Annotated in this window: 15 protein-coding genes and 1 riboswitch; of the genes, 13 read left to right on the forward strand and 2 right to left on the reverse strand. The window is 52.2% G+C overall.

The window, feature by feature from the left end; translation table 11 throughout:
- Complete coding sequence (locus CFI03_RS31290; RefSeq protein ID WP_116394114.1) at nucleotides 1–1,230, reverse strand: helix-turn-helix domain-containing protein; 1,230 nt, start codon at nucleotides 1,228–1,230, stop codon at nucleotides 1–3.
- Between the two features lie 114 nt (nucleotides 1,231–1,344).
- On the opposite strand from CFI03_RS31290, the gene CFI03_RS07800 reads away from it, so the two are divergent.
- The 9 genes from CFI03_RS07800 to CFI03_RS07840 all read left to right on the forward strand — a co-directional run bounded on the left by CFI03_RS07800 (nucleotide 1,345) and on the right by CFI03_RS07840 (nucleotide 15,134).
- A complete protein-coding gene (locus tag CFI03_RS07800) occupies nucleotides 1,345–3,639 on the forward strand; it encodes a beta-glucosidase (protein ID WP_116394115.1) in 2,295 nt (764 codons plus the stop codon).
- 166 nt (nucleotides 3,640–3,805) lie between these two features.
- A complete protein-coding gene (locus CFI03_RS07805) occupies nucleotides 3,806–4,675 on the forward strand; it encodes a sugar phosphate isomerase/epimerase family protein (protein ID WP_116394116.1) in 870 nt (289 codons plus the stop codon).
- Between the two features lie 13 nt (nucleotides 4,676–4,688).
- The gene (locus CFI03_RS07810) at nucleotides 4,689–5,789 is read left to right on the forward strand and encodes a Gfo/Idh/MocA family protein (RefSeq protein ID WP_116394117.1); all 1,101 of its coding nucleotides are present in this window, start codon (nucleotides 4,689–4,691) and stop codon (nucleotides 5,787–5,789) included.
- Nucleotides 5,790–5,894: 105 nt separating this feature from the next.
- Nucleotides 5,895–7,637: a sensor histidine kinase gene (locus tag CFI03_RS07815; protein WP_116394118.1), complete on the forward strand. Its 1,743-nt coding sequence runs from the start codon at nucleotides 5,895–5,897 to the stop codon at nucleotides 7,635–7,637.
- Nucleotides 7,638–7,642: 5 nt separating this feature from the next.
- A complete protein-coding gene (locus CFI03_RS07820; RefSeq protein ID WP_116394119.1) occupies nucleotides 7,643–9,232 on the forward strand; it encodes a response regulator transcription factor in 1,590 nt (529 codons plus the stop codon).
- Between the two features lie 161 nt (nucleotides 9,233–9,393).
- Entirely contained in the window at nucleotides 9,394–10,335 is a 942-nt protein-coding gene (locus tag CFI03_RS07825) for an ABC transporter permease (RefSeq protein WP_116394232.1), read from the forward strand.
- A 15-nt stretch (nucleotides 10,336–10,350) separates the two neighbouring features.
- The gene (locus CFI03_RS07830) at nucleotides 10,351–11,241 is read left to right on the forward strand and encodes a carbohydrate ABC transporter permease (protein ID WP_116394120.1); all 891 of its coding nucleotides are present in this window, start codon (nucleotides 10,351–10,353) and stop codon (nucleotides 11,239–11,241) included.
- A gap of 53 nt (nucleotides 11,242–11,294) precedes the next feature.
- On the forward strand, nucleotides 11,295–12,848 hold the full coding sequence (locus CFI03_RS07835; protein ID WP_116394121.1) for an ABC transporter substrate-binding protein: 1,554 nt from the start codon (nucleotides 11,295–11,297) through the stop codon (nucleotides 12,846–12,848).
- A gap of 12 nt (nucleotides 12,849–12,860) precedes the next feature.
- A complete protein-coding gene (locus CFI03_RS07840) occupies nucleotides 12,861–15,134 on the forward strand; it encodes a glycoside hydrolase family 3 protein (RefSeq protein ID WP_116394122.1) in 2,274 nt (757 codons plus the stop codon).
- A 57-nt stretch (nucleotides 15,135–15,191) separates the two neighbouring features.
- Here the strand turns inward: CFI03_RS07840 and CFI03_RS07845 are convergent, their stop codons facing one another.
- Complete coding sequence (locus CFI03_RS07845; RefSeq protein WP_248756975.1) at nucleotides 15,192–18,113, reverse strand: S-layer homology domain-containing protein; 2,922 nt, start codon at nucleotides 18,111–18,113, stop codon at nucleotides 15,192–15,194.
- Between the two features lie 162 nt (nucleotides 18,114–18,275).
- Here CFI03_RS07845 and CFI03_RS07850 point away from each other — a divergent pair, with 162 nt between their 5' ends.
- The 4 genes from CFI03_RS07850 to CFI03_RS07865 all read left to right on the forward strand — a co-directional run bounded on the left by CFI03_RS07850 (nucleotide 18,276) and on the right by CFI03_RS07865 (nucleotide 23,430).
- The gene (locus CFI03_RS07850; RefSeq protein ID WP_116394123.1) at nucleotides 18,276–19,133 is read left to right on the forward strand and encodes an AraC family transcriptional regulator; all 858 of its coding nucleotides are present in this window, start codon (nucleotides 18,276–18,278) and stop codon (nucleotides 19,131–19,133) included.
- Nucleotides 19,134–19,249: 116 nt separating this feature from the next.
- Nucleotides 19,250–20,212, forward strand: coding sequence for an N-acetylglucosamine kinase (locus CFI03_RS07855; protein ID WP_116394124.1), 963 nt, complete (start codon nucleotides 19,250–19,252; stop codon nucleotides 20,210–20,212).
- Nucleotides 20,213–20,249: 37 nt separating this feature from the next.
- Complete coding sequence (locus tag CFI03_RS07860) at nucleotides 20,250–21,563, forward strand: 6-phospho-beta-glucosidase (protein WP_116394125.1); 1,314 nt, start codon at nucleotides 20,250–20,252, stop codon at nucleotides 21,561–21,563.
- 221 nt (nucleotides 21,564–21,784) lie between these two features.
- A riboswitch (purine riboswitch) is annotated at nucleotides 21,785–21,885 on the forward strand.
- Nucleotides 21,886–22,044: 159 nt separating this feature from the next.
- A complete protein-coding gene (locus CFI03_RS07865) occupies nucleotides 22,045–23,430 on the forward strand; it encodes an NCS2 family permease (protein ID WP_116394126.1) in 1,386 nt (461 codons plus the stop codon).
- Nucleotides 23,431–23,644: the final 214 nt, after the last annotated feature.

Consider the following 23,644-nt stretch of genomic DNA (forward strand, 5'->3'; position numbering starts at 1 on the left):
CTATATAGTAGCCCGATAATGCCTCGGCGTCGTTCCCGCGTGTTTTTTGAACACCTTGATGAAATGCGCCTGATCGTAAAAGCCCAAGCGGGATCCAATAGACGAGATGTTGTCCCCGGTCATTTGGAGTAGCTTTTTGGCTTCCTCGATTCTCTCTTTTTGAATATAGCAAGCGATGGTTTGGCCGGTTTCTTTTTTGAACAAATGCATTAAGTAACCGCTGTTCAGCCCCGATACGGCCGCCAGCTTGTCTACCGTGATTTCTTCGTAAAGATGGGTGTAGATGTATTCCCGGCATGCCTTGACCGGTTTGGACAAAACATGGATACGGCATTGCTCGACCCTCTCCGCAAAATCCAGCAGCGCGCCTTCCATGGCGGCCTTCACCGTCTGGATGTCGTGAAGCTCCTCAATTCGCTGAATGTACAAATCGCTCAGCATGTAAGCCTGCTCCTCGTATAGGCCCCCTTCAATCGCTGCCCGCATCCCAAGCGCGATACCGCAAATCGCCAGGTTTTTGAGACTGCGGATAGGACTGCGTTTGGATAACACGCCGGCCCCGTCATAGGAAAACTCCGCTAGTTTGATCATCAGCCCCGCCGGATCTCCTACCCGGATCAGATTAAAAAACTTTTTTTCCTCCATCATGCTTTGGTGAAAAGAGAGCGACTCCCGATGGGCGGAGAGGGTCCGTTCGACATCTCTTTTGAAAGCCTGAGGCTGCGCGTATTTGAAGCAATATTGAAGCACGTCGGTGATCTCCAGTGACTCTTGATTAACAAGCAGGTTGGTCAGCACGCAGATATGAAGCAGGCGCATCCGATTGACTTTCGGCAAGCATTCCCAATAATCGGCCCAGTTAGGCTTTTCCCGGAAAGGAATTTGATAATCGTTCAGCTGCTTGGCCCTATGCTCTTCTGCCGGAAGCTCTTCAATGGACGGGCCGACTATAATAAAAGCCTTGTTCATGCTTTCACGCTTGACGGGGATAATGATGAACTGCTCCCAAAAGTTGGTCGTGCGAATCGAGGGGAAATCCGTCTCCGGCGCGAGAAGCGATTGAGCCAGCCCCTCCAGATCGGGAAAGAGAGGACTTAGCGGAATGGCTGCGGCGGCAGCTGCATCGATGGAAATCCGATTGTTCTGGGCGTAAAAAACCGGAAGGCGGCAGCTTTCCTGAATGAGCTTGCATAATTGAGAAAGATCGCGTGAATAAATGGCATGCTCCACGTTATACCCACCTCGGAACGGTACAATTTTTCTGACTATTATACCATAAAAGTAAGCGCATTCATGCGAAAATGAAGGCGAGAATGGTGAAGATGTCCTAAAGGGGGATTTCAGATGGAGCGCGATATTCAGGCACTGATCGCCGAAATGACACTGGAAGAAAAAGCAGGGATGTGCTCGGGCCTCGATTTTTGGAGGCTTAAAGGGGTGGAGCGATTAGGCATTCCAAGCATCATGGTGACGGACGGACCGCACGGACTGCGCAAGCAGCAGGGTGGGACGGATCATCTCGGCATTTTCGAAAGCGTGCCTGCCACCTGCTTCCCTTCCGCGGCCGGGATGGCAAGCTCCTGGGACCGCGAGCTGATCGCAAGCGTTGGCATGGCGCTAGGCGAAGAGTGTCAGGCCGAAGATGTCGCCGTCTTGCTTGGACCGGGAGCTAATATTAAACGGTCGCCGCTATGCGGACGCAACTTCGAATATTTTTCGGAGGACCCTTATCTATCCTCGGAGATTGCGGCCAGCCATATAAACGGTGTGCAAAGCCAGGGCGTTGGCACTTCGCTCAAGCATTTCGCCGTGAACAATCAGGAGCACCGCCGGATGGGCGTCGATGCGGTAGTCGATGAGCGCACGCTGCGCGAAATTTATTTGGCCAGCTTCGAAGGCGCGGTACGCAAGGCCCAGCCTTGGACGGTTATGAGCGCTTATAACAAGGTGAACGGCACGTACGCTTCCGAGAATCCTTACCTGCTTACCGATATTTTGAAGGATGAATGGGGCCATGAGGGCCTTGTCGTGACGGACTGGGGCGCGAACAATAACCGCGTGGACGGCCTCGCTGCCGGTCAAGAGCTGGAGATGCCGTCAAGCGGCGGCGTTAACGACCGGAAAATCGTTGCGGCTGTACGGAACGGTCAGTTGTCCGAAGAGGTGCTCGACCGCGCGGTTGAACGGATTCTGAACATTATTTTCAAGAGCGTGGATAACAGGAAACCGGAGGCCGATTACGACCGTGCGGAGCATCATGCCCTTGCCCGGAAGGTTGCCGGGGAAACGATGGTGCTGCTGAAAAACGAACAAAATCTGCTCCCGCTGCAGCAAAACCGTAAATTGGCCGTTATTGGCGCATTCGCGCAAAAGCCAAGATACCAGGGCGGCGGCAGCTCCCATATTAAACCGACCCGGATTGACGTGCCGTTAGATGAAATTCAAAAGCTTGCGGGTGATGCCGCTTCCGTTGCGTACGCGCAAGGCTATCATGCGGATAGAGACGACACCGACGAGAGCTTGTTGGAACAGGCCGTTGAAGCTGCGAAAGCTGCGGATGCCGCCATCATTTTTGCGGGATTGCCGGACCGTTATGAATCCGAGGGTTATGACCGCAAGCACCTGCGGATGCCCGCCAATCAGAATGCGCTAATTGAGGCGGTTGCCGCCGTGCAAAGCAACGTGGTGGTTGTTCTGCTGGGCGGTTCCCCGGTCGAGATGCCTTGGATTGGCAAGGCGGGATCGGTGCTTGAAGCCTATCTGGGTGGTCAAGCCGTTGGCGGCGCGATTGCGGATGTATTATTCGGCATCGTAAATCCAAGCGGCAAGCTGGCCGAGACGTTCCCGGTGAAGCTCAGCGACAACCCTTCGTTCCTGTTCTTTCCTGGCGAAGGCAACCGCGTCGAATACCGCGAGGGGATCTTTGTCGGGTACCGCTATTACGACACGAAGCAGGTAAAGCCGCTGTTTCCTTTTGGACATGGGCTTAGCTATACGTCGTTTGCTTATTCCGGCCTCTTGCTGAGCCGCAAGGAAATGATGGACACGGATACCTTGGAGGTACAGGTAACCGTGCGGAATACCGGCGACCGGGCGGGCAAAGAAATCGTGCAGCTGTACGTGCGGGATGTGGAGAGCACCGTCATGCGCCCAGCGAAAGAGCTGAAAGGGTTCGTCAAGGTCGACCTGCAGCCGGGCGAGACAACAACGGTAACGATGACGCTGGACAAACGCTCCTTCGCTTATTACAACACGCAATTAAAAGACTGGCATGTGGAGTCCGGCCAATATGAAATTCTGATTGGGCGTTCCTCCGAGGATATTGTGCTGAGCGACACTCTGAACATCGAATCAACCGTTAAAGTGAAAACAAAAGTCGACCGCAGCACGCTGCTTGCCGATCTGATGAACGACCCGGACCGGGCGCCGGTTGTACAAGGGCTTATTCAGAGCTTCCAGTCCGGCATGGGCGCTTCGATGGACAGCGATTCGATGAAAGACGCGATGGGCGAAGGCATGGGCGAGATGTTTGCCGAGATGATGAAATATATGCCGCTGCGGGCGATGGTCTCTTTCAGTCAGGGCGCCTTTACGGACGAGATGCTGGATGGACTCCTGGCACAGCTGAATCAGCTCTAATAATCGTAATGTGCGGAAATTCGAAAGGATGATGTCGGTTACGCGAAAGAGAGTGAGGCTCCAGTTCGTTATGATACAGATGAACGATAAATCACCGATCACGATAGAGTTGATGCTTACGAAGTAAGAATTGCTTCACAATTCTTTTTAGGAGGCTGGCCAGGAAATGACGATGAAAGCGGGCATTAATATTTTTTCGGTGTACAGGGAGCTTGGCGAGGATTACTTTGGCACTTTGCAAAAGGTTGCGGAAGCAGGGTATGAGAATATCGAGCTGATCGGCTTCAACATGAAGTCCTTCACGCGTTATATCGACGAGATTCCGATGGAATCGCTGCGGGACAAATGCCGGGAGCTTGGCCTTAATGCCATAGCGGTTCACGAAGGCGCGCAACCGGGGGCAGATTTGCTGGCGAATGATTGGGATGGCCTGATGAGTTATTACGGCGGAATCGGCTGCGAACGGATCGTGCTGCCTTCCGTCTGGATTTCCAATCGGGAGGACACGCTTAGAGCCGCGGAGCAAATGAACCAGATCGGCAAAAAGATGAAGGATAACGGCTTCCGGTTCTATCTGCACAACCATGCTCATGAATTCAAATCCATCGGTAACGAAACGCTGTTTGATGTCCTGCTGGAAAATACGGATCCCGCTTATCTGAAATTCGAGGTCGATCTGGCGTGGGTGATGCGTGCGGGGCTTGATCCCGTTGCCGTCCTCCAGAAGCTGGGAGAGCGCTGCGATATCATTCACCAGAAGGATTTGGCTCACGAGCTTAAAGGCCAGCTTAATATATTGGAGGCTGCGGAGCGGGAAGGCGACAATATGCAAAGTCCGTTCGAGGCTTATCAGAAATATGTGGGTCCTCAGGATTTTGTTGATCTTGGCACCGGCCGGTTCGATTTCGCGGGCGTTTACGAACAGATTCGCTCGATGGGACATGTACGTTATGCCTTGGTAGAGAACGAAGGAGAGTCCGCCGATAAGTTCGCCAGCATCCGTCAAGATTTAGAGATGATCAGAAAGTACATATAGGAGGAGGGACAATATGACAAACCAAAAATTAAAAATCGGCATTATCGGCTGCGGCGGTATCGCCGTCCAAAAACATATGCCGTCGCTGGCCAAGCTGCCGCATTTGGGAGAAATGGTCGCGTTCTGCGATATCGTGGAGGAACGCGCTTTGAAAGCCGCCAAGGATTTCGGCGGGGAGAATGCCAAAGTTTATACCGATTACAAGGAGCTGCTGAAGGATAGCTCCATCGATGTTGTGCATGTGCTCACGCCTAACCTGCAGCACTCCTATATTAGCGTGGATGCTCTTGAAGCCGGCAAACATGTCATGTGCGAGAAGCCGATGGCGATTAACTCCATCGAAGCGAAGAAAATGGTCGATGCCGCGAATCGAACGGGCAAGAAGCTGACGATTGGCTACCAGAACCGGTTCCGCAACGATTCCCAGGCGCTTTATAAGGCTTGCCGCGAAGGCGAGTTAGGCGATATCTATGTGGCCAAAGCGCATGCCGTCCGCAGACGCGGGGTTCCGACTTGGGGCGTATTTCTCGACAAGGAGCAGCAGGGCGGCGGGCCATTGATCGACTTGGGTACCCATGCGCTGGATTTGGCGTTATGGTTCATGGACAACTATAAGCCCGTATCCGTATCCGGCTCCGTATTCCATAAGATGGCCGATAAATTCGAAGGCAATATGCTTGGCCCTTGGGACCCGGAAAGCTATAAGGTAGAGGATTCCGCTTTCGGATTTATTAAGATGGAGAACGGCGCTACCATCTTCCTGGAGTCGGCTTGGGCGTTAAATACAACCGATTCGAGAGAAGCGATGACAACGCTTTGCGGCACGGAGGGCGGAGCGGAGATGAGAGCTAGCTCCGTCATGGGCAAGTCGGATGTTATCTTTAACAGCGTGAAGCATGGGCAGCTGGTGGAGACAAAGCCGTCCGTCAGCGGAGGCATTGCCTATTTCGGGCCCGGAGCCGAAGAGGATGGCGTAAAAGAAGCAAGACAATGGCTGGAATGTATTTTGAATGACACGGAACCGCTCGTGAAGCCCGAACAGGCTTACGTGGTGACGCAAATCTTAGAAGCGATCTATAAATCGGCTGAAACAGGAAAAGTTGTAGAGCTCTAATCAACCTCCCGTTCCTGGAACCTTCCATTACACGGGAAGGTTCCTTTGTTTTTTGCCAGACATGTTCATGCTTATACTCCAAAGGCGCAAGGGGATGGATGCCGCTTGAAACCATTCAACCGGACTGTGTTTAATTCGCTGCACATTAAGCTTATAGCCGGAATCTTCCTTATTATCGCTCCGATGGTTTCCTTTTTGATTTATAACAATTTCTATTCGATGGATGTTGTCCGCAATCAGGTTGCGCAGTCGAACAGCAATATGCTCAATCTGTATATGGGCATCATCGACAACAAGCTGAACGATATCGACCAATACCTGTTAAAATTCGCCGCCGAGGAATCGGGATTGATTCTTCTCGAGAGCCCCTCCAAATCGGATGTGGACGGGTACAATCTGGAGCGGATCTGGCTGTTCAGCAAATTGCGAGACAACACGATTTACTACAAAGGGCTTGATTACTTTTTTGTTTATTCGCCGATGAACGATGATTTGCTGTTCGCCCCGAAGGTTGCGGGGTCTGCCGATTCGGGTAACGAACCGATCCAAAAGGCGATCATCGGATTCATGCATGATACTCAAGCTTCGAAGAACGCCAGGATTTCTTTCGATCGTTGGGCAGTACTGCCCATGCAGCAGCAGGATTATCTTCTTCACATTCAAAAGGTCGGCGGCTTGTACATAGGGGCAGGAGTGAACGCTTCCGAGGTTATGGGACCTCTTGATCTTCTGGATCTGGGAGACGAGGGAAGGGCGCTGCTTGTGGATGGAGACCATGAAGCCGTGCAAGACAAGGCCTTCATTAACGAGCATGGGCTCGACTTGGCCTTTCAGTCGGACGAATACCGTCTTACCGGCAACAAGCAGCAATATCTCGTCATTGGGAAAAATTCAAGCATCGGGGACTTTGGCCTGGCGGCAGTAGTTCGGAGCGATACGATTCTGGAGCGGCTGCCTTACTTGCAGAGGGTTATTCTGCTTATGGCTACCGGCTCCATTCTCATCTTGCTTGCTTCGATCTACTTCCTTCGCAGGGTAGTCCTGCTGCCCATCCGCCGGATTGTTACCGCGATGCGCAAAATCAAGGAGGGTTACCTCGAGGCGAGAATACCCGACCGGCCAACCTCCAATGAATTCGAGCTGATGAATAAAACCTTCAACAGCATGGTCGGCGAGCTCCAGCAATTAAAGATCGACGTTTACGAGGAGCAATTGAACAGCCAGCGCGCGGAGCTTAAACAGCTTCAGCTGCAAATCAACCCGCATTTCTTCCTGAACAGCCTGAACGTCGTCTACTATATGGCCCAGGAAAAGAAGTACGACCTGATTCAGGAGCTTTCCCTGTCGCTTATTCGTTACTTCCGGTTCATGTTCCGCAGCCAGACCGATTATGCGCTGCTGCAGGACGAGCTTAGTCTGACCGAGCACTACCTGAAAATTCAAGGCTTCCGGTTTCCCGGCAGCTTGTCGTACACCGTAACTGCCGAGGACGGGCTGCAGGATTGCGTTATTCCGCCTTTGATTATCCAAAGCTTTGCCGAGAACACCATCAAGCATGCGGTAAATACGGATGAGCCGACCCATATCGAGATCGCGATCGGAAAAGAGACGGAGTCAGGGAAGCTGCATATCCGGATCCGGGATACGGGCTGCGGCTTTTCCGAGGACGTCTTAAGCAAGCTGAGCGAAGGAATGAATCTGACGAATGAGGGCGGAGAGCATATCGGAATCTGGAATGTCCGGCGCAGATTGCGTCTTTTGTACCGTTCGGAGGCGGAAATTACGTTCTCGAACGATCGGGGTGCCGTTATCGATATGATTTTGCCACTGTACAAGGAAACGGGGTAAGCGCTATGTACCGGTTATTGATTGTGGATGACGAAGCGATCATTGCAAATGGCATTAAAGCGAGCATGGATTGGAATTGCGTCAGGGTTACTTCCGTAACGATTGCGAATAATGCCAGGCAAGCCAAGGAGAAATTCATGGAGCAGCCCTTTGACATGATGATCTGCGATATCGAGATGCCGCAGGGCAGCGGGCTGGAGCTTTATGAATGGGTGAGGGAATACCATCCGCAGACGGAATGTATCTTTATCACCTGTCATGCCGATTTCCAGTATGCGAAGAAGGCGCTGCAGCTAGGCAGCTTTGAGTATTTGTTAAAGCCCGTCCCTCCGGATGAGCTGATGCTCGTCATGACGAGGCTGATTAACAAAATCAGGGATGAACGGGAAGCGGCCGGCAGAGAGGCTGAGCGGTTCTGGCAGGATGTGCTGATTCAGGCTATCCCTTCAACTAAGGATAAAATGATGGAGATCATCCGGAAGCAGAAGCTGTCTTATACCGGATCGATGCAATTTCTGCCCGTCTTGATTCCGATCTCGCATTGGGAGAAGCCCTTATCCATCCGCGATGCGCAGCTGATGGAATACGCGCTTCGCAACGCCATGGAGGAGATTGTCGTGCTGCGTTGTCCCCATGCTCAAATCGTCCGGATCAGCCCGGAGTATTTCATGATTGTTTTCCCGCATGAGAGGGCGGAGGACCATGATCGCTTCCGGAAGGAAATTCACGGCCGCTGCATCGATTTTATTAAAGGCTGCAATCAATATTTGGGCTGCCATTTGTCCTGTTATTTCGGCAAGCCCGTTCCGATGCATGAAGTGCGGAATATGGCCGAGCAATTGATGGCGTTCAAGAAATGCCAGGTTAATATCGTGGACCGGGTAGTCTTCTATAACGGGCAATTGAAGGACGAATGCGAAGGCCATCAGATTCCTTTGCCTCCCATCCCCGTATGGTCGGAGCTGATCAAGCAGGGGAAGATGAAGCAGGTCATCGATGAGGCGCAGCGTTATCTGGATGACTGGAAGCGGATCGATAACCTGGGGGTGAAGGGGCTGCAGCGCTTCTATCAGAACTTTCTGCAGATGATGCTTTATGCGCTGCAGCAGCACGGAATACGCGCGGATGATATCTTCTCGGATCATTTGACGCCCGCGCGGGCTTTGGCCGCAACCCGAAGCGTAAGAGATCTGCAGAGCTGGGTGAAAGGGATGCTTGAGGCAGCCCTTGATCATATCAATAAGGTGGATGCGAGCGAGACGATTATCGAGAAGATCAAGCGGTATATTGCCCTCAATCTCGATCAGGAGCTGTCGAGGCAATATATTGCCGATTATGTCGGGCTAAGCCCGGACTATATCGTGAAGCTGTTCAAGAAGGAGACGGGTTTATCGGTATCCGATTATATTTTGACCGAGCGGATCAAGTTTGCCAAAGAGCTGCTGGCCAAAACCGATACAACGGTCAGCAACGTTGCCCTTGCGGTTGGCTTCTACAATTTCTCGTATTTCTCCACGTTGTTCAAGAAGGAAGTGGCGATGACGCCTCAGGAATATCGGAGGGAGACGCAGCCGGCAATCAGGGTCTGCAAGTAGACTTGCCTCATGTCGGAAACTCGAAAACAGGATGACGGATTCTTGGAAGCCCGGTTTCATTCCTTAAGCTACTATGAAGCTATGAAGAACAATCATCCTAAAACGAGGTGGTCAAGTCCGTGAATGCCAATACCCGAATTGCTGCCGTGGAGCAGGTCTCGATGCGGACGGAGAAGCGCTCGGCCTTTGCAGTGAGGCTGAAGAGGATTATGAAATACCGGGCTCTCATTCTGATGGCGCTGCCGGGTCTGCTGTATCTGTTCATTAACAACTATTTGCCGATGTTTGGCATCGTGATCGCCTTCAAAGACATCAACTTTGCAAAAGGAATAATGGGAAGCGATTGGATCGGTTTCAAAAACTTCGAATATTTGTTCAAGACGAAAGATGCTTACGTCATTACAAGGAATACGCTGCTTTACAACATCGTGTTTATCGTGCTGAATACAACGATTGCGTTTGCCCTTGCCATTATGCTTAACGAGATACGCAAGCGTTTTTTATCCAGAACGTATCAGACGCTTATCCTGCTGCCGTATCTGATCTCCATGGTTATCGTCGGTTATTTGGTGCTTGGCTTCCTGGATGTGGAGAACGGCTTTATGAATAAAACCTTGCTTCCCATGCTTGGCATGGAGCCGATCTCCTGGTACTCCGAGACGAAGTATTGGCCTTGGATCCTGACGATCGTTAACGTATGGAAAGGCGTCGGCAATTTGTGCATCATCTACTTGGCGGCAATCATCGGCATCGACCAGGAATATTACGAAGCGGCTACGATCGACGGAGCGAACCGGTGGCAGCAGGTGGTTCGAATTACTTTTCCGCTTGTATTGCCGGTCATCACGATCATGACGCTGCTGGCTATCGGCCGGATTTTCTACTCCGACTTCGGCTTGTTCTATCAAGTACCGCTGAATACGGGCTCGCTAATGCCGGTAACCAATACGATCGATACTTACGTATACCGCGCTTTGATTAATCTGGGGGATATCGGAATGTCCTCGGCTGCCGGTCTCTATCAGGCTCTGGTTGGTTTTATCCTCGTTATCGTTTCCAATGCGGTCGTGCGCAAATTCAACAAGGACAACGCGTTGTTCTAGAAAGGGGAACGTTACATGCAATCATCCGGTAAAGTTTATCAATGGCTCCTCAATCTTGTCATGCTTGTCTTTACGCTGTTCTGCCTGATGCCGATCTGGCTGCTGTTCTCTTCCTCCTTGACCGACGATATGGAGCTTGTCCGCAGCGGATATGCGTTTTTCCCCGATAAAATCAGCTTTTCGGCCTATGAATATTTGTGGAATACTTCCTCCGAGATTGCTAGAGCATACGGCATTACGATCCTTACGACGGTTATTGGCACCGCAGCCGGGTTGACGCTTACCGCCATGGTGGCGTACCCGCTTTCGCGAATAGAGATGCCATTCCGGAACTCGCTCGCGTTCTACGTCTTTTTCACGATGCTGTTTAACGGAGGGCTTGTGCCCAGCTACCTGCTGTATACGAACTACTTTGATTTTAAAAATACGCTGCTTGCCCTCATTATCCCCGGCTTGCTGATGAACGGATTTTTCATTATTCTGATGCGCACCTTCTTTGCGACCTCCATCCCGACGGCGATTATCGAATCGGCCTATATCGACGGGGCGAAGGAATGGAAAATCTTCTACCGGATCGTGCTTCCGCTGTCGACTCCGGTGCTCGCTACGGTAGGCCTGTTCTATGTCATTCTGTACTGGAACGATTGGTTTAACGGCCTCATTTATTTGACGGACAGCAAGTATTACAGCTTGCAGAACCTGCTTAACCGGATTCTGCTGGATATTCAATATTTGCAGTCTTCAACCCAAGCGGGCAGCCAGACCAGTGATCTTGCAGCCAGAATTCCGCTCGCCTCGATGCGGATGGCGATGGCGGTGATCGGAGTTATTCCTCTGCTTGTTGCTTATCCGTTCTTCCAGAAATACTTTGCGAAAGGCCTGACGGTCGGAGCCGTAAAAGGATAAGGGTTGTCCATGCAAGTGCTCTTATAGATGAATATTTTCGGGAGGTCAATGGGATGAAAAAGATGCGTTCCTTAAGTTTGGCTTTAGCGCTGACGTTGTCCGTTACGGCGCTTAGCGCATGCAGCGGCGGAGGTAACAACGGCGGAAATGGCGGCACAACAAACAGCGGTTCAGGCAAGGAAGCAAGCAGTTCCAATGGAGGCGGAAAGGAAGCGCTGAAGCCGGTGAAGCTGGTGATGGTCTTTCCGGCTGCCGGAGAACCGAAGGATTTGCAGCTTGTCTCCGACGAGATCAACAAGATTACGAAAGAGAAAATCAACGCGACGGTTAAGCTTGTACCGATCGGCTGGGGAGCCTGGACGCAGCAAAGAACGTTAATGATGTCGGGCAAGGAGCAAGTCGACTTGATTCTGAGCGGCCTCGGAACTTACAGCCAGGATGTCGCGAAGGGCCAATTCCTGGAGCTTAACGATTACTTGGAGAATGAAGGCAATGGCATTAAGCAAGCGCTGGACAACCTGGATCCCGGGTTTCTGAACGCAACGAAGATCGACGGCAAAATATACGCCGTTCCGAGCATCAGGGATTTGGCGGCGGACTTCGGCATTACGATGCGCAAGGATCTGGTAGACAAATATAACATCGATACAACCTCGATCAAATCGCTTGACGATTTGGATGCGATCTTCAAAACGATTAAGGACAATGAGCCGGACATCGTTCCGACAGTGAAGTATGGCAATTCGATCATCGACATTTACGTGCGAAGCGCGTTTGACACCTTAAGCGACGGGTTTGGCGTCCTTCCCGGTCATGACAATAACTTGAAGCTTGTTGACATGTACGAAGCGCCGGAATATAAAGAAATGCTGAATACGGTAAGAAGATGGTATTTGGCCGGCTACATTGCGAAGGATGCCGCGACAAGCACGGAAACGCAATACAACATGGTGAAAGCGGGTAAAGCGTTCTCGTTCATTTCCCATATGAAGCCGGGTATTGAAACGCAGGAGTCCAGAAATACGGCTAGAGAGATGATATCGGTACATTTCAAACCGGCGATCTCAACAACGAGCGATATTACCTCCATTATGTGGAGCGTAGCGAGAAACTCCGCGGATCCTTCGCGGGCTATGATGCTGCTTAATCTGATGTATACGGACAAAGACCTCATTAATCTGTTTGACTACGGGATTGAAGGCAAGCATTACACGAAAGTATCGGAGAACGTAATCGATTTCCCTCAAGGCGTCGATGCGACCAACTCCGGCTATAACCTTCAGTTGGGCTGGATGTTCGGCAATCAGTCGCTTTCCTACATCTGGAATGGAGACAGCCCGGATCTGTGGAACGATTTAATGGCATTCAATAAGAATGCTACGAAATCAAAAGCGATGGGCTTTATCTTTAACGCGGATGCCGTGAAATCGGAAATTGCAGCCGTAACCAACGTAACGAATCAATACAAGGTCGCCCTTGAAACGGGTACGGTTGATCCGGAGACCCAGCTGCCGAAATTTATTGATCAGTTAAAAGCAGCGGGTATCGATAAAATTATCGCGGAAAAGCAAAAGCAGCTGGATGCATGGGCTGCATCAAACGGCTAGGAGGTCCCTTGAATGAAGAACCCGATCGCTGCAACGCTTGAGCAGGCGAATATTCAATATGTGCAAAATGACGGCGGTCCTACGCTGGGGTATTGCCCAGCGTCCGGTGCCCGAATTATTGAACAGGACGGACTTAAGTTTAAGGATTTAAGCAAAGACGGACAATTGCATCCCTACGAGGATTGGAGGCTGACTGCGGACGAACGGGCAAGGGATCTCGCCTCACGGATGACGATTGAGCAGATTGCCGGGCTTATGCTGTACAGCAGCCATCAGAACGTGCCCTCTCCAAACGTCGGATTTTTTACTGGAACCTATGGAGGCAAGCCATTCGAGGAAGCGGGAGTAAAAGCGTGGACGCTTAGCGATCAGCAGGCAGCCTTTCTGTCGCAGGATTACGTACGGCATGTTCTCGTCATGGCGATTAGCAGCAATAGGGACGGCGCGCTCTGGAGCAACCAGATGCAGGCTTTTGCGGAAGCCGAAAGCTTGGGTATCCCGGTAAACATCAGCTCGGATCCCCGTCACGGCATCGATATCGGCGCGGAGTTTACCGGCGGAGCGGGAAGCCGTATCTCGAAATGGCCGGAGACGCTTGGACTCGCCGCAACCTTCGACCCAAGCATCGTCCGGCAGTTCGGGGAAGTTGCTTCCCGGGAATATCGCGCTCTTGGCATCGCCACGGCCTTGTCGCCGCAAATCGATATCGCGACGGATCCGCGCTGGTTCCGGTTCAGCGGCACGTTTGGCGAGGATCCTCTTCTCTCCACGGACATGGCTAGAGCGTACGTGGACGGGTTCCAGACCTCGGATGCCGGATCGTCGGATGGCTGGGGGCAAGGCAGCGTCAACGCGATGGTGAAGCATTGGCCGGGCGGCGGTTCGGGAGAAGGCGGAAGGGATGCGCATTTCGGATTCGGCAAATACGCTGTCTATCCAGGCAATAACTTCGAGGAGCATCTCGAGCCGTTCGTAAACGGAGCTTTTAAGCTGGAAGGCAAGACCGGCGAAGCATCCGCGGTAATGCCCTATTATACGATTTCGCATGGACGGGATAACGTTAATGGAGAGAACGTAGGAAATTCGTACAATAAGTATCTGATTACCGACCTGCTTCGCGAGAAATACGGCTATGACGGCGTTGTCTGTACGGACTGGAACATTACGGCCGACGAGGGAGCAGCCATCGAATCCATGTTTGGCGGAAAATCATGGGGCGTAGAAGGGCTATCCGTCGCCGAACGCCATTACAAGCTTCTTATGGCCGGCGTCGACCAGTTCGGCGGCAATAACGATTCGCTGCCCGTGTTGGAAGCCTACCGGATGGGCGTCGTTGAACACGGAGAGGCCTATATGCGTGAACGCTTCGAGAAATCGGCGGTACGCCTGCTGAAGAATATTTTCCGCGTTGGTCTGTTCGAGAATCCTTACCTCGACGCGGAGCAAAGCGAGAAGCTTGTCGCAAGCGAGCCTTTCGTTAGCGCAGGCCACGAAGCGCAGCTCAAATCGGTTGTGATGGTTAAGAATAAAGATCAGGTGCTGCCGCTTAAGCCACGCAGCAGAGTGTATATTCCTAACAGATACACGGCGCCGGAGAAGCATTTTATCGGATTTACGATTCCGGAGCGCGATGAATCTCCAATTGATCTTGCTTTAGCCGAACAGTTTTTCGATATCGTTGAGAATCCGGACGATGCGGATTTCGCAATCGTGGCGATTCGCGGAGCGAAAGCGGGATTGGGCTACAGCCGGGAGGATGCGGCTGCCGGCGGAAACGGCTACGTGCCGATCAGCCTTCAGTACAGGCCTTATACGGCAGAGCATGCGCGGGAGACAAGTCTTGCGGGGGATGCCAGGGAACGGGATGTGTTAAACCGTTCGTACCAAGGCAAAACCGTAACGACGCATAACGAGTCCGATCTGGATCTTGTGCTGGAAACGAAGAGCAGGATGGGGGAAAAGCCGGTTATCGTCACATTGTTCCTTGTTAATCCAACCGTGTTGGAAGAGTTCGAGACTTCCGCAGATGCGATTCTCGTTCACTTCGGTTCCAGCGACAAGGCGATGCTGGAGCTGCTGTCCGGTCAAGCGGAGCCATCCGGCTTGCTGCCGCTGCAGCTTCCGGCGAATATGAGGACCGTAGAAGAGCAGTTCGAGGATGTACCCCATGACATGGCGTGCCACGTTGATGACCAGCAGCATGCGTATGATTTTGGCTTCGGCATGAACTGGCAAGGCGTTATCGAAGACGACCGTACCCGTAAATACGGTAGAAAGCGCTCATAACAGGTGAAAAAACTCCCTTCAAGCTGCGATATAGCAGCCGGAAGGGAGTTTTTTTGATTAAATATTTAGAGCATCAAGCAAGGCATAAGCGACCTTCACGGCTTCGGCGCGCGTCAGGGTGTCATTCGGGCGGAAGCTGCCGTCCGGATAACCGCTCACGATACCCGCGGCAGTCGTTTGACTTACGGCATCGAGGGCCCAGGCTGGGATAGCATTTGCATCGCTGATGGTCTTGCCGGCGCCAGGCGGAGCGATGCCGCCAGCCTTCAGAACGCGCGCGGCGATTACCGCGATTTCGGCGCGTGTGATTCGCTGCGATGCGTTAAAGACAGAGCCGTCTTTCGTATCGAAGCCGGTCACATAGCCGGCATCGGCAGCCGCTTTCACTTGCGCTTTGGCCCAAGCCGGAATCCGGCTGTCATCGGCGAAGCGGGTTGTACCGGTTGCGGCAGGTAGACTAAGCGAGTCTGCCAGAAGCTTTACCCACTCTGCGCGCGTGACCGGCTGGTCCGGACGGAACGTTCCGTCTTCGTATCCGGAAATCACCTCCATGCCGATCAAGCGGTCAGCATACGGTTTTGCCCACGATGTGGTCAGATCCGGGAAGGCTTGAGGCGCGTAGCCGAACACGCCGAATTTCGTGAAATGCTTAACGTTGACCGTAATGCTGCTTCCGTTTGCTTGGCCGCCGAGGAAAATCCATTTCTTCAGCTTTTCGTTATAGTAGTACACGGCAGGCTGGCCGTTTGGTGCCGCCGAATTTATCGCGTAGTTAAAGGATAATTCAACCGGCTTGCCGAACGTTGTACCGGCGCTGCTTGTCATCTCTACGATTGAGCTCAGCGCTTGCAGATTGCCAAGTGGAGGCTGTTGTCCTGATGGGAGAACCTGTGCTGTGATTGTACCGCTTGCGGACAATGCTCCTGCCGGTATCTTGAAGGCGATCACGTCTTTCAAGCTGCCTTCCGCGCCTTTGGCCGGATCAACGGTAACGGAAACGGACGCTGCCGGCGTGTTGCCCGGTGATGTTGTGTTTCCGCCGCCCGGAGTCGAAGTTGACGGCATCGCTTTGATCGTGATGGTAAAGGTTTTGGAATCCGACGAATCGCCGCGCGAAGCGGTTGCTTTAAGCGTAACCGACGCGTCAGGCTGTCCCGCCGCAGGACGGCTTACTTTGGCGATGCCATTTTCAATTGCAATTGCATTGGCTTGGTCAGCCGTTTCCTCCCAGGCAATTGCCGCACCATGCTCTCCTTCGGAAGGGAGAGTGATATTTTCGGTAACCGCATTCGTATGGCCAAGCGTCAGCTTGTCGAGCGTATCTTGCACCGCTTGCTCATCCGTGTATGCAGCCGTATCCACGAAGATGGGATTCGAGTAGAACCACAGATCCTGATAGTTGCGGTTGTTAATCTCGTTGAATCGGGCCGTTGCATCGGCGGTTGTTGTTTTTGGATCGATGAGCGGATTGCCGTCCAGCGTCTCGCCCGGCACGTTCATTCCGAGATTCGTGCCTCTTAGACGGAAATACTGATCCTTGCTTGCTTTCGGCAGGTCGTAAGTGATAACGCTGTAGCCGTTTGCGTCCGTTGTCCAATCCTCGCTGGTGAAAGTGGCAACGACGCGGGTGGAATCGTTTGTATCCTTGTCGTAAGCCGGAGTTCCTTTCTCCGCCGGGCCGGTCACATCGCCTGCAATCAGATCGATATGGTCAACCGCCGGCTTCATGCCGCCGGATTGTCCGCTGTTGATCGGATTCTCGTAGTTATTGGCCTCCGGGCTCTTGAACTTGATCGTAAGGGTAAGCTTATCCCCTTCGGTTGCCTGCAGGGTTCCGCCCATCTCGGCATTGGTGCCACCGTCCGCAAGGCGGAAGTCCAGGGCGTTAATCAGGTCGCCAAAAACGGAGAACGATTTACCCGAGCGCATGCCGTTCAGAATATCCTGCGTGGATTTTCCTTCGCTCCAAATATAGTTTTTAGCGTATTCGCCCGGCCAGTAGCCGCTAGAATTGGTATCGATGGTTTTGAAATGGTAGTCCGAATTTGCGAAATTCCAGAACTTGCGGCCTTCGCCAAGCAGGGAATCCCATACGCCGCCAACCTTTGCTACCATGTAATCGACACCGCCGTAGGAACGGTTCTTGTAGTTGTCGTTAGCCGTTGGGTTAGCGGGATCGTAAGCCGAGTTATACCCGCCGCGGTCCGGCTCCATTTGATTGCCTAGCATTCCCTCGAAGCCAAACGCGATGTCCGGAGCGGCATTGTTGAAGTCGCGGAAGTCAGAAATCTTGTATTTGCCTACACCCCTGGACGGATGGTTCACAATCATGTAGCTGGTCTCGGGATAATTGCGTTTGAGCCAGTTAATCGCGGATAAACTGTCTGCGTGCGTGCTGTACGCCCGGTTATCGGCGGCCTGCCACTGCAGAACATCGGCAGGGTTAAACCAGGATGCATCGCGGTTTGTGAACAAGAATTCGAATTGGTTCGCGGCTTTCAGCGCTGCTTCGGAGCCGGGTTCATCCGTAAGAATGCCAACGGAGCCATGCTCATGCGAAGGGATATCCCATTCGAAGCCGGAGAATATCGTCTTGCCGGCGTATTTTCCTGCATCCTGCAAAGATTTTATTTTTGGAACCTGGTATTCTAGCAGCCCTTTCGATAAAGGAATAGGACCGCCGGGAATGTCTGCGCCCGTATCGTCCCGTTTGGACGAGCGCAAATGATCCGCCAGCATAATAAAATCAAGGCCGTAGGTTGTCAAACCGTGATCCAGCACCGATTCGAGCGAGCTTTGGGCATCGTCGGATTCGAAGGTGTGAGCGTGGAATTCGCCGGTTAACCATTGCCCCTGATCCTGCGTGGCGATTGTATCGGCAGCCGCAGCTTTAGGAAGGGGAACTGCAAGGCCAGTAGACAGGATACTAGCCGAGAGAACCATGGGGAATACGATTCGAGCTTGCTTGTTAAATTTCAAAACGTTAGTACACCACCAGTCTGCAAATGTGTTGCCCAAGAGGAAGTAGGGGCATGATCAAGTGTACAAGTCTAACATCAAGAGGGTGTTAGGCGATGGAGTTGTTATGTTAGTTGAATGTAAAATATACTACTAGTAACTACTCTCCCAGGAGGTCCTGCCATGAAGCCGATTCCTACCGTCTCCCGCGATTTGATTGAGCTGCCGCCGGCTTTTCCGATCGTCATCTCGCAGTCGGAAGGCGTCAGCCCGCTGTTTCAGCGGCTGCATTGGCATACGGCTCTGGAGATTAACTATATCAACCGGGGAAGCGGCTACTATCTGATTAACGGTACGAGGCATGACTTCCGGGAAGGGGATATTCTTCTTATCAACTCGAATGATCTGCACCGCGCCTTCGAGAACGAAGCGCTGGTCATGACGATCATTATGTTTGATCCGGCGTATTTTGCCTTGGAGCAGCGTTATGATACGGAGCTTTTCATTCCCTTCCGGGAGATCGGAAAGCGGTTCGATAACCTGCTCGACCGGGGTCATCCGATGCTGCCTCGGCTAGGTGCGGCGATAGAGGAGATGCGCTGCGAATTCGCCTGCCGGGAGCCACATTACGAAGCGGTAATCCGGTCGCAGCTGGTGCAGTTTATGGCTTTCGTCAACCGTTACTTCGCGAAGGAGCGGGAGCGCCGTTCGTCCCATATTCGGGGAATGGATACGGTGCGCTTAGTATTGAATACCGTAGAAGCAGATATTGCTTATCCTTGGACGTTAAAAGAACTGGCTGCTGCCGCGCATCTTAGTCCGTCTCGCTTCAGCGCCTTGTTTGTACAGACGGTTGGCACATCGCCGATGGACTATTTGATTCAGTTAAGGTTGTCCGCGGCTGTTAGTCTGCTGGAGTCCTCGGACAAGAAAATTATCGAAGTGGCGGAATCTACGGGATTTCGCAATTTATCCAATTTCAACAGGCTGTTCAAGCAGCATATCGGGAAGCTGCCGTCGGAGCTTCGGTCCCATCACTAATCTCATAAAACAGTAAGATCGTATCAGAACATCGTTCTTTATCAGTAGAGGAGCGATGTTCTTTTCTTTTATTCTCAATATATATCTTTAATAAAGCGGTAAGGAGCGTGGCTAGGATGTTGTTTCTTGGAATTGATGCGGGCGGAAGCAAGACGCATGCTTTGCTTGCGGATGAGAACGGCCGCGTGCTTGGCAGGGGGAGTGGCGGCAACGGCAATCATCAGACGGCCTTTGAAGCGGCAAGAACCGAGATTGACCGGGCTTGCGCGGAAGCGCTTCGGCAGGCTGGAGCAGCCAAAGAAGAGATAGACTTCGCCTATTTCGGCCTTGCCGGGGCGGACCGCGAACCGGATTACGCGATTCTTCGTCCGATGATCGCTTCTCTGAAATTCCCCCGCCACGACATTGCTTGCGATACGATGATCGGTATGCGCGCGGGTACGCATCAATCCTACGGCGCGGTCATTATCAGCGGCACGGGCTTTAACGCCGCGGCTCGTAATGCCAAGGGAGAAGAGCTGCAGTACGGCGGGTTCGGTTATTTGTTCGGAGACGGCCAAGGTTCCGGCACGGATCTGGCGATTCATGCTTTTCGCTCGGCGGTGCGAAGCTGGGAGGGGCGTGAGCTCCCATCCATTCTGACGGAGCTGGTGCCCCGTCAGATGGGCTATTCCTCCGTCCGGGAGATGTACGACGATGCGCTCGATAACGGAGTTCGTCCAGCGAAGTCGCTTTCGCAAACGATGTTTGAAGCGGCTTCGCTAGGCGACAAGGTGGCCATCCGGATCCTTGAAGAGGCCGGAGACGAACACGGGAATGCCGTCAATGCCTTGATTCGAAGGCTTGGCATGGAGCAGGACAGCTTCGACGTTGTCCTAACGGGAAGCGTGCTCGCGAAAGGAAGCTCCCCGCATATGGTTGATGCGATCAAAGCATCGGTTGCCGCAACCGCCCCCCATGCAAACATCGTAAAGCTCACGATCGATCCGGTCATTGGCGCGTTAATGAGCGCGATGGACAGCAGCGGCATCGCGATTTCGGCGGAGACGGACGCGGCGCTGCGCCGGATTACGTTTTAAAGATTGAGCGATCATTCTTTTTAAGGAGATAATGTCCATGACTATAACCAAACAAGGATTAAAGGTTGCCGTGATCGGAGGAGGCTCTTCGTATACGCCGGAACTGGTAGAGGGTTTTATCAAAAGGTATGACGAGATGCCGATTCGCGAGCTGTGGCTTGTTGATATTGAAGAGGGACGCCATAAGCTGGAGATTGTCGGGAAGCTGGCGCAGCGGATGGTTGAGCAGGCAGGTGTGCCAATGGATGTGCGCTTAACCTTGAACCGCCGAGAAGCGATCGCCGGAGCGGACTTTGTCACGACGCAGATGCGCGTCGGCCTTCTGGAGGCAAGACGCCGGGATGAGCATATTCCGATCAAGCTTGGCGTTATCGGCCAGGAGACGACGGGTCCGGGCGGGATGCTTAAGGCGCTTCGTACGGTGCCGGTTATATTGGATATTTGCCGGGATATCGAGGAGCTTGCGCCAAATGCCTGGATGCTGAACTTTACGAATCCCGCGGGTATTGTGACGGAAGCGGTGCTGAAGCACAGCAAGGTGAAGACGGTTGGGCTATGCAATTCGCCGATCAACTTCCAGAAATATCTCGCCAAGCAATACGGCGTCCCGGAGAGCGAAGTGCTGCCGGAGTTTGTGGGCATCAACCATCTGCACTGGATTACGTCGGCCTACGTGAACGGCGAAGACAAGCTTCAGGAGATGATCGGGGGTGGCAAAGATTACTCTGCCACGAACGTCACCGCCTTCGACTGGGATCCGGAGTTTCTGCGCTCGCTTGGCGCACTTCCAACCTATTATCTGCGTTATTTCTACATGACCGATACGATGTACGCCGAGATGAAAGAATCGCTTGAGAAGAATGGCACGCGCGCCGATGTGGTCAGCCGGGTGGAGGAAGAGCTGTTCGAGCTGTACAAGGATGTGAACCTGAAGGAAAAGCCGAAGCAGCTGGAGAAGCGGGGCGGAGCCTTTTATTCCGAGGCGGCGGTCAATCTGATGTTTTCCCTGTACACGGACCGCAAAGACATTCAGACGTTAAACGTGCGTAACGGCGGCATTATCGGCTTCTTGCCGGAGGATGCGAGCATTGAGGTGAACTGCGTGGTGACGGCGCAAGGTCCTATTCCATTGCCGCTGCAGCGGGTTCCCGAGCAGATCAAGGGCCTTCTTCACGCGGTAAAAACCTACGAGTCGCTTACCATTGAAGCCGCGGTGACGGGAGACCGCGGGGTTGCGCTTCAGGCCATGGTGCATCATCCCCTGGTGCCAAGCGTCTCCGTCGCGAAAGCTTTGCTTGGCGAAATGCTGGAAGCGAACAAGAAGTACCTGCCGAACTTTTTCGAAGCTTAAACGATTATTCTAAAGCCGCCTAACTGCGGCTTTTTTTGTCCTCACAAACGACCATACGCCCCAACAATCGCTCATGGATGTAACTTTATACCAGAACCGGGACGAATGGACTACCAGTTTTTCGGTAAAAGACGAATGTTAGCTTTTCGAAACAAGACGAACGTTCGTAAAAATTCATTGACAAGCTGCAGGTTCCTTATTATATTAATTTACGGATAACAACGAATTTAATAATAACTTTTCGTATAATCTCAAGAATTGGCTTGAGAGTCTCTACTCGATCACCGTAAATGATCAGGCTACGAAACAGTGGAAGAGTTGCCGCGCATTGTCATTCCGTTATGATAGTAATAAAATGACAATGATTCGGTCCGCGGTATACTTTTCCCCTTTTTGCAAAGCCTAGGAGATAAATGCGTATTTTGCGCATCTGTTCCTAGGCTTTGTTGCTTGTACACATTTTTGGGGGGTTAATGGGAAAATGGAACGGTTCTTTAAGTTCAAGGAACATGGTACAAACTTCAGAACGGAAATTATGGCGGGTCTAACTACCTTTATGACGATGGCTTACATCCTGGCAGTCAATCCGATCATCCTGACGCCTACAGGTCTCGACTGGACGGCAGTATTCCTGGCTACGGCAATTGCGGCAGGCATTTTCACGATTGCAATGGGCTTGTTCGTTAACTTCCCGGTCGCTTTGGCGCCTGGCATGGGCCTTAACGCTTATTTCGCTTCAACCGTTATTGCTTCGCAGGCTACAGATAAGCCGATCTCGGTTGCCATGGGTCTGACAGCGGTATTTATCTCGGGTATTATCTTTATCATCCTGACGCTGACGCAAATTCGTCAAATGCTCATTACGGCTGTACCGGACAGCTTGAAGCATGCGATTACGGTTGGTATCGGTTTGTTTATTACCATTGTAGGCTTGAAAGGCAGCGGCCTGATGACGGTTGCCGTAACAGCCTTTGGCGATATTAAAGCAAATGCCTATACGGATGTTTCCGGTTCGGAAACGGTTATTCATATCGGCAGCTTCGCAAACGAAACGGTTATCATGACCGTCGTTGCCCTGTTCATTATCGGGATCCTGATGGTTATGCGCGTACCGGGCGCAATCCTGTGGGGTATCCTCGGCACTACCGTGCTTTCGATCATCCTTGGTCAAGTTGATTTCAAGAAGACTTTTACGAATCAAACGTGGGTGCCTGATTTCTCCACCATGAACATCGGTCACTTCGACTTCCCTGGCGTATTCGAGGTTGGTATCGTAACGGTCGTCCTGACGTTTACGTTCGTTGAATTGTTTGATACATTCGGAACGCTGGTTGGTACGGCGAACCGTGCAGGCTTTATGAAAGATCCGGTTGAAGGCAAAAAACGCGTCGGTAAAGCGATGTTCGTTGACGCCGTGGCCGTAAGCGGCGGCGCATTGCTTGGCACAAGCACGGTAACGGCTTTCGTGGAAAGCTCCGCCGGCGTTGCGCAAGGCGGTCGTACGGGTCTGACTTCGATTACTACGGGCGTCTGCTTCCTGCTTGCGATCTTCCTGTCGCCGGTTGTGGCGCTGGTTCCCGCGGCTGCAACTAACGCCGCGCTGATCATCGTTGGCGTATTGATGCTTCAATCGGTGAAGGAAATCGACTTCTCCGATATGGTATACGCGATTCCTTCGTTCCTGACGCTGGCGCTTATGCCGTTCACTTACAGCATCGCTAACGGTATCTCGTTTGGTATCGTATCGTACGTGGTTCTGGCGACAGTCGCTAACGTATCGAACAAAGGCAAATACAAAGTTCACTGGCTCATGTGGATTCTGGCCATCCTTATCGTTGGCCGCTACGTGATCATGGGAACCGAATAGTATTATAATAGAAGAAACAGAAAGTAGCGCTGGACCGGCGCTGCTTTTTTTTGTTGCCCGAATCCGGTAAATCGGAGTGATAGAGCAACCTCTACCGCTCTGTGCCCAATCAAAAACAAAAAATAGCGTTGCAGGGATAATCCCTGCAACGCTATTTTTATGAGTTTTTTTACTTATGCGAGCCGTTTCTTCAACGAGCCTTCTTTTGAGACAG

The sequence above is a fragment of the Paenibacillus sp. ATY16 genome (assembly GCF_003399985.2).
Classification (GTDB): Bacteria; Bacillota; Bacilli; order Paenibacillales; family Paenibacillaceae; genus Pristimantibacillus; species Pristimantibacillus glycanilyticus.

Excerpts from the sequence above, each read along its gene's own strand:
- CFI03_RS07800 (WP_116394115.1), top strand. The coding sequence starts at position 1,345 with ATGGAGCGCGATATTCAGGCACTGATCGCCGAAATGACACTGGAAGAA.
- CFI03_RS07805 (WP_116394116.1), top strand. The coding sequence starts at position 3,806 with ATGACGATGAAAGCGGGCATTAATATTTTTTCGGTGTACAGGGAGCTT.
- CFI03_RS07810 (WP_116394117.1), top strand. The coding sequence starts at position 4,689 with ATGACAAACCAAAAATTAAAAATCGGCATTATCGGCTGCGGCGGTATC.
- CFI03_RS07820 (WP_116394119.1), top strand. The coding sequence starts at position 7,643 with ATGTACCGGTTATTGATTGTGGATGACGAAGCGATCATTGCAAATGGC.
- CFI03_RS07825 (WP_116394232.1), top strand. The coding sequence starts at position 9,394 with ATGCGGACGGAGAAGCGCTCGGCCTTTGCAGTGAGGCTGAAGAGGATT.
- CFI03_RS07830 (WP_116394120.1), top strand. The coding sequence starts at position 10,351 with ATGCAATCATCCGGTAAAGTTTATCAATGGCTCCTCAATCTTGTCATG.
- CFI03_RS07835 (WP_116394121.1), top strand. The coding sequence starts at position 11,295 with ATGAAAAAGATGCGTTCCTTAAGTTTGGCTTTAGCGCTGACGTTGTCC.
- CFI03_RS07840 (WP_116394122.1), top strand. The coding sequence starts at position 12,861 with ATGAAGAACCCGATCGCTGCAACGCTTGAGCAGGCGAATATTCAATAT.
- CFI03_RS07850 (WP_116394123.1), top strand. The coding sequence starts at position 18,276 with ATGAAGCCGATTCCTACCGTCTCCCGCGATTTGATTGAGCTGCCGCCG.
- CFI03_RS07855 (WP_116394124.1), top strand. The coding sequence starts at position 19,250 with ATGTTGTTTCTTGGAATTGATGCGGGCGGAAGCAAGACGCATGCTTTG.
- CFI03_RS07860 (WP_116394125.1), top strand. The coding sequence starts at position 20,250 with ATGACTATAACCAAACAAGGATTAAAGGTTGCCGTGATCGGAGGAGGC.
- CFI03_RS07865 (WP_116394126.1), top strand. The coding sequence starts at position 22,045 with ATGGAACGGTTCTTTAAGTTCAAGGAACATGGTACAAACTTCAGAACG.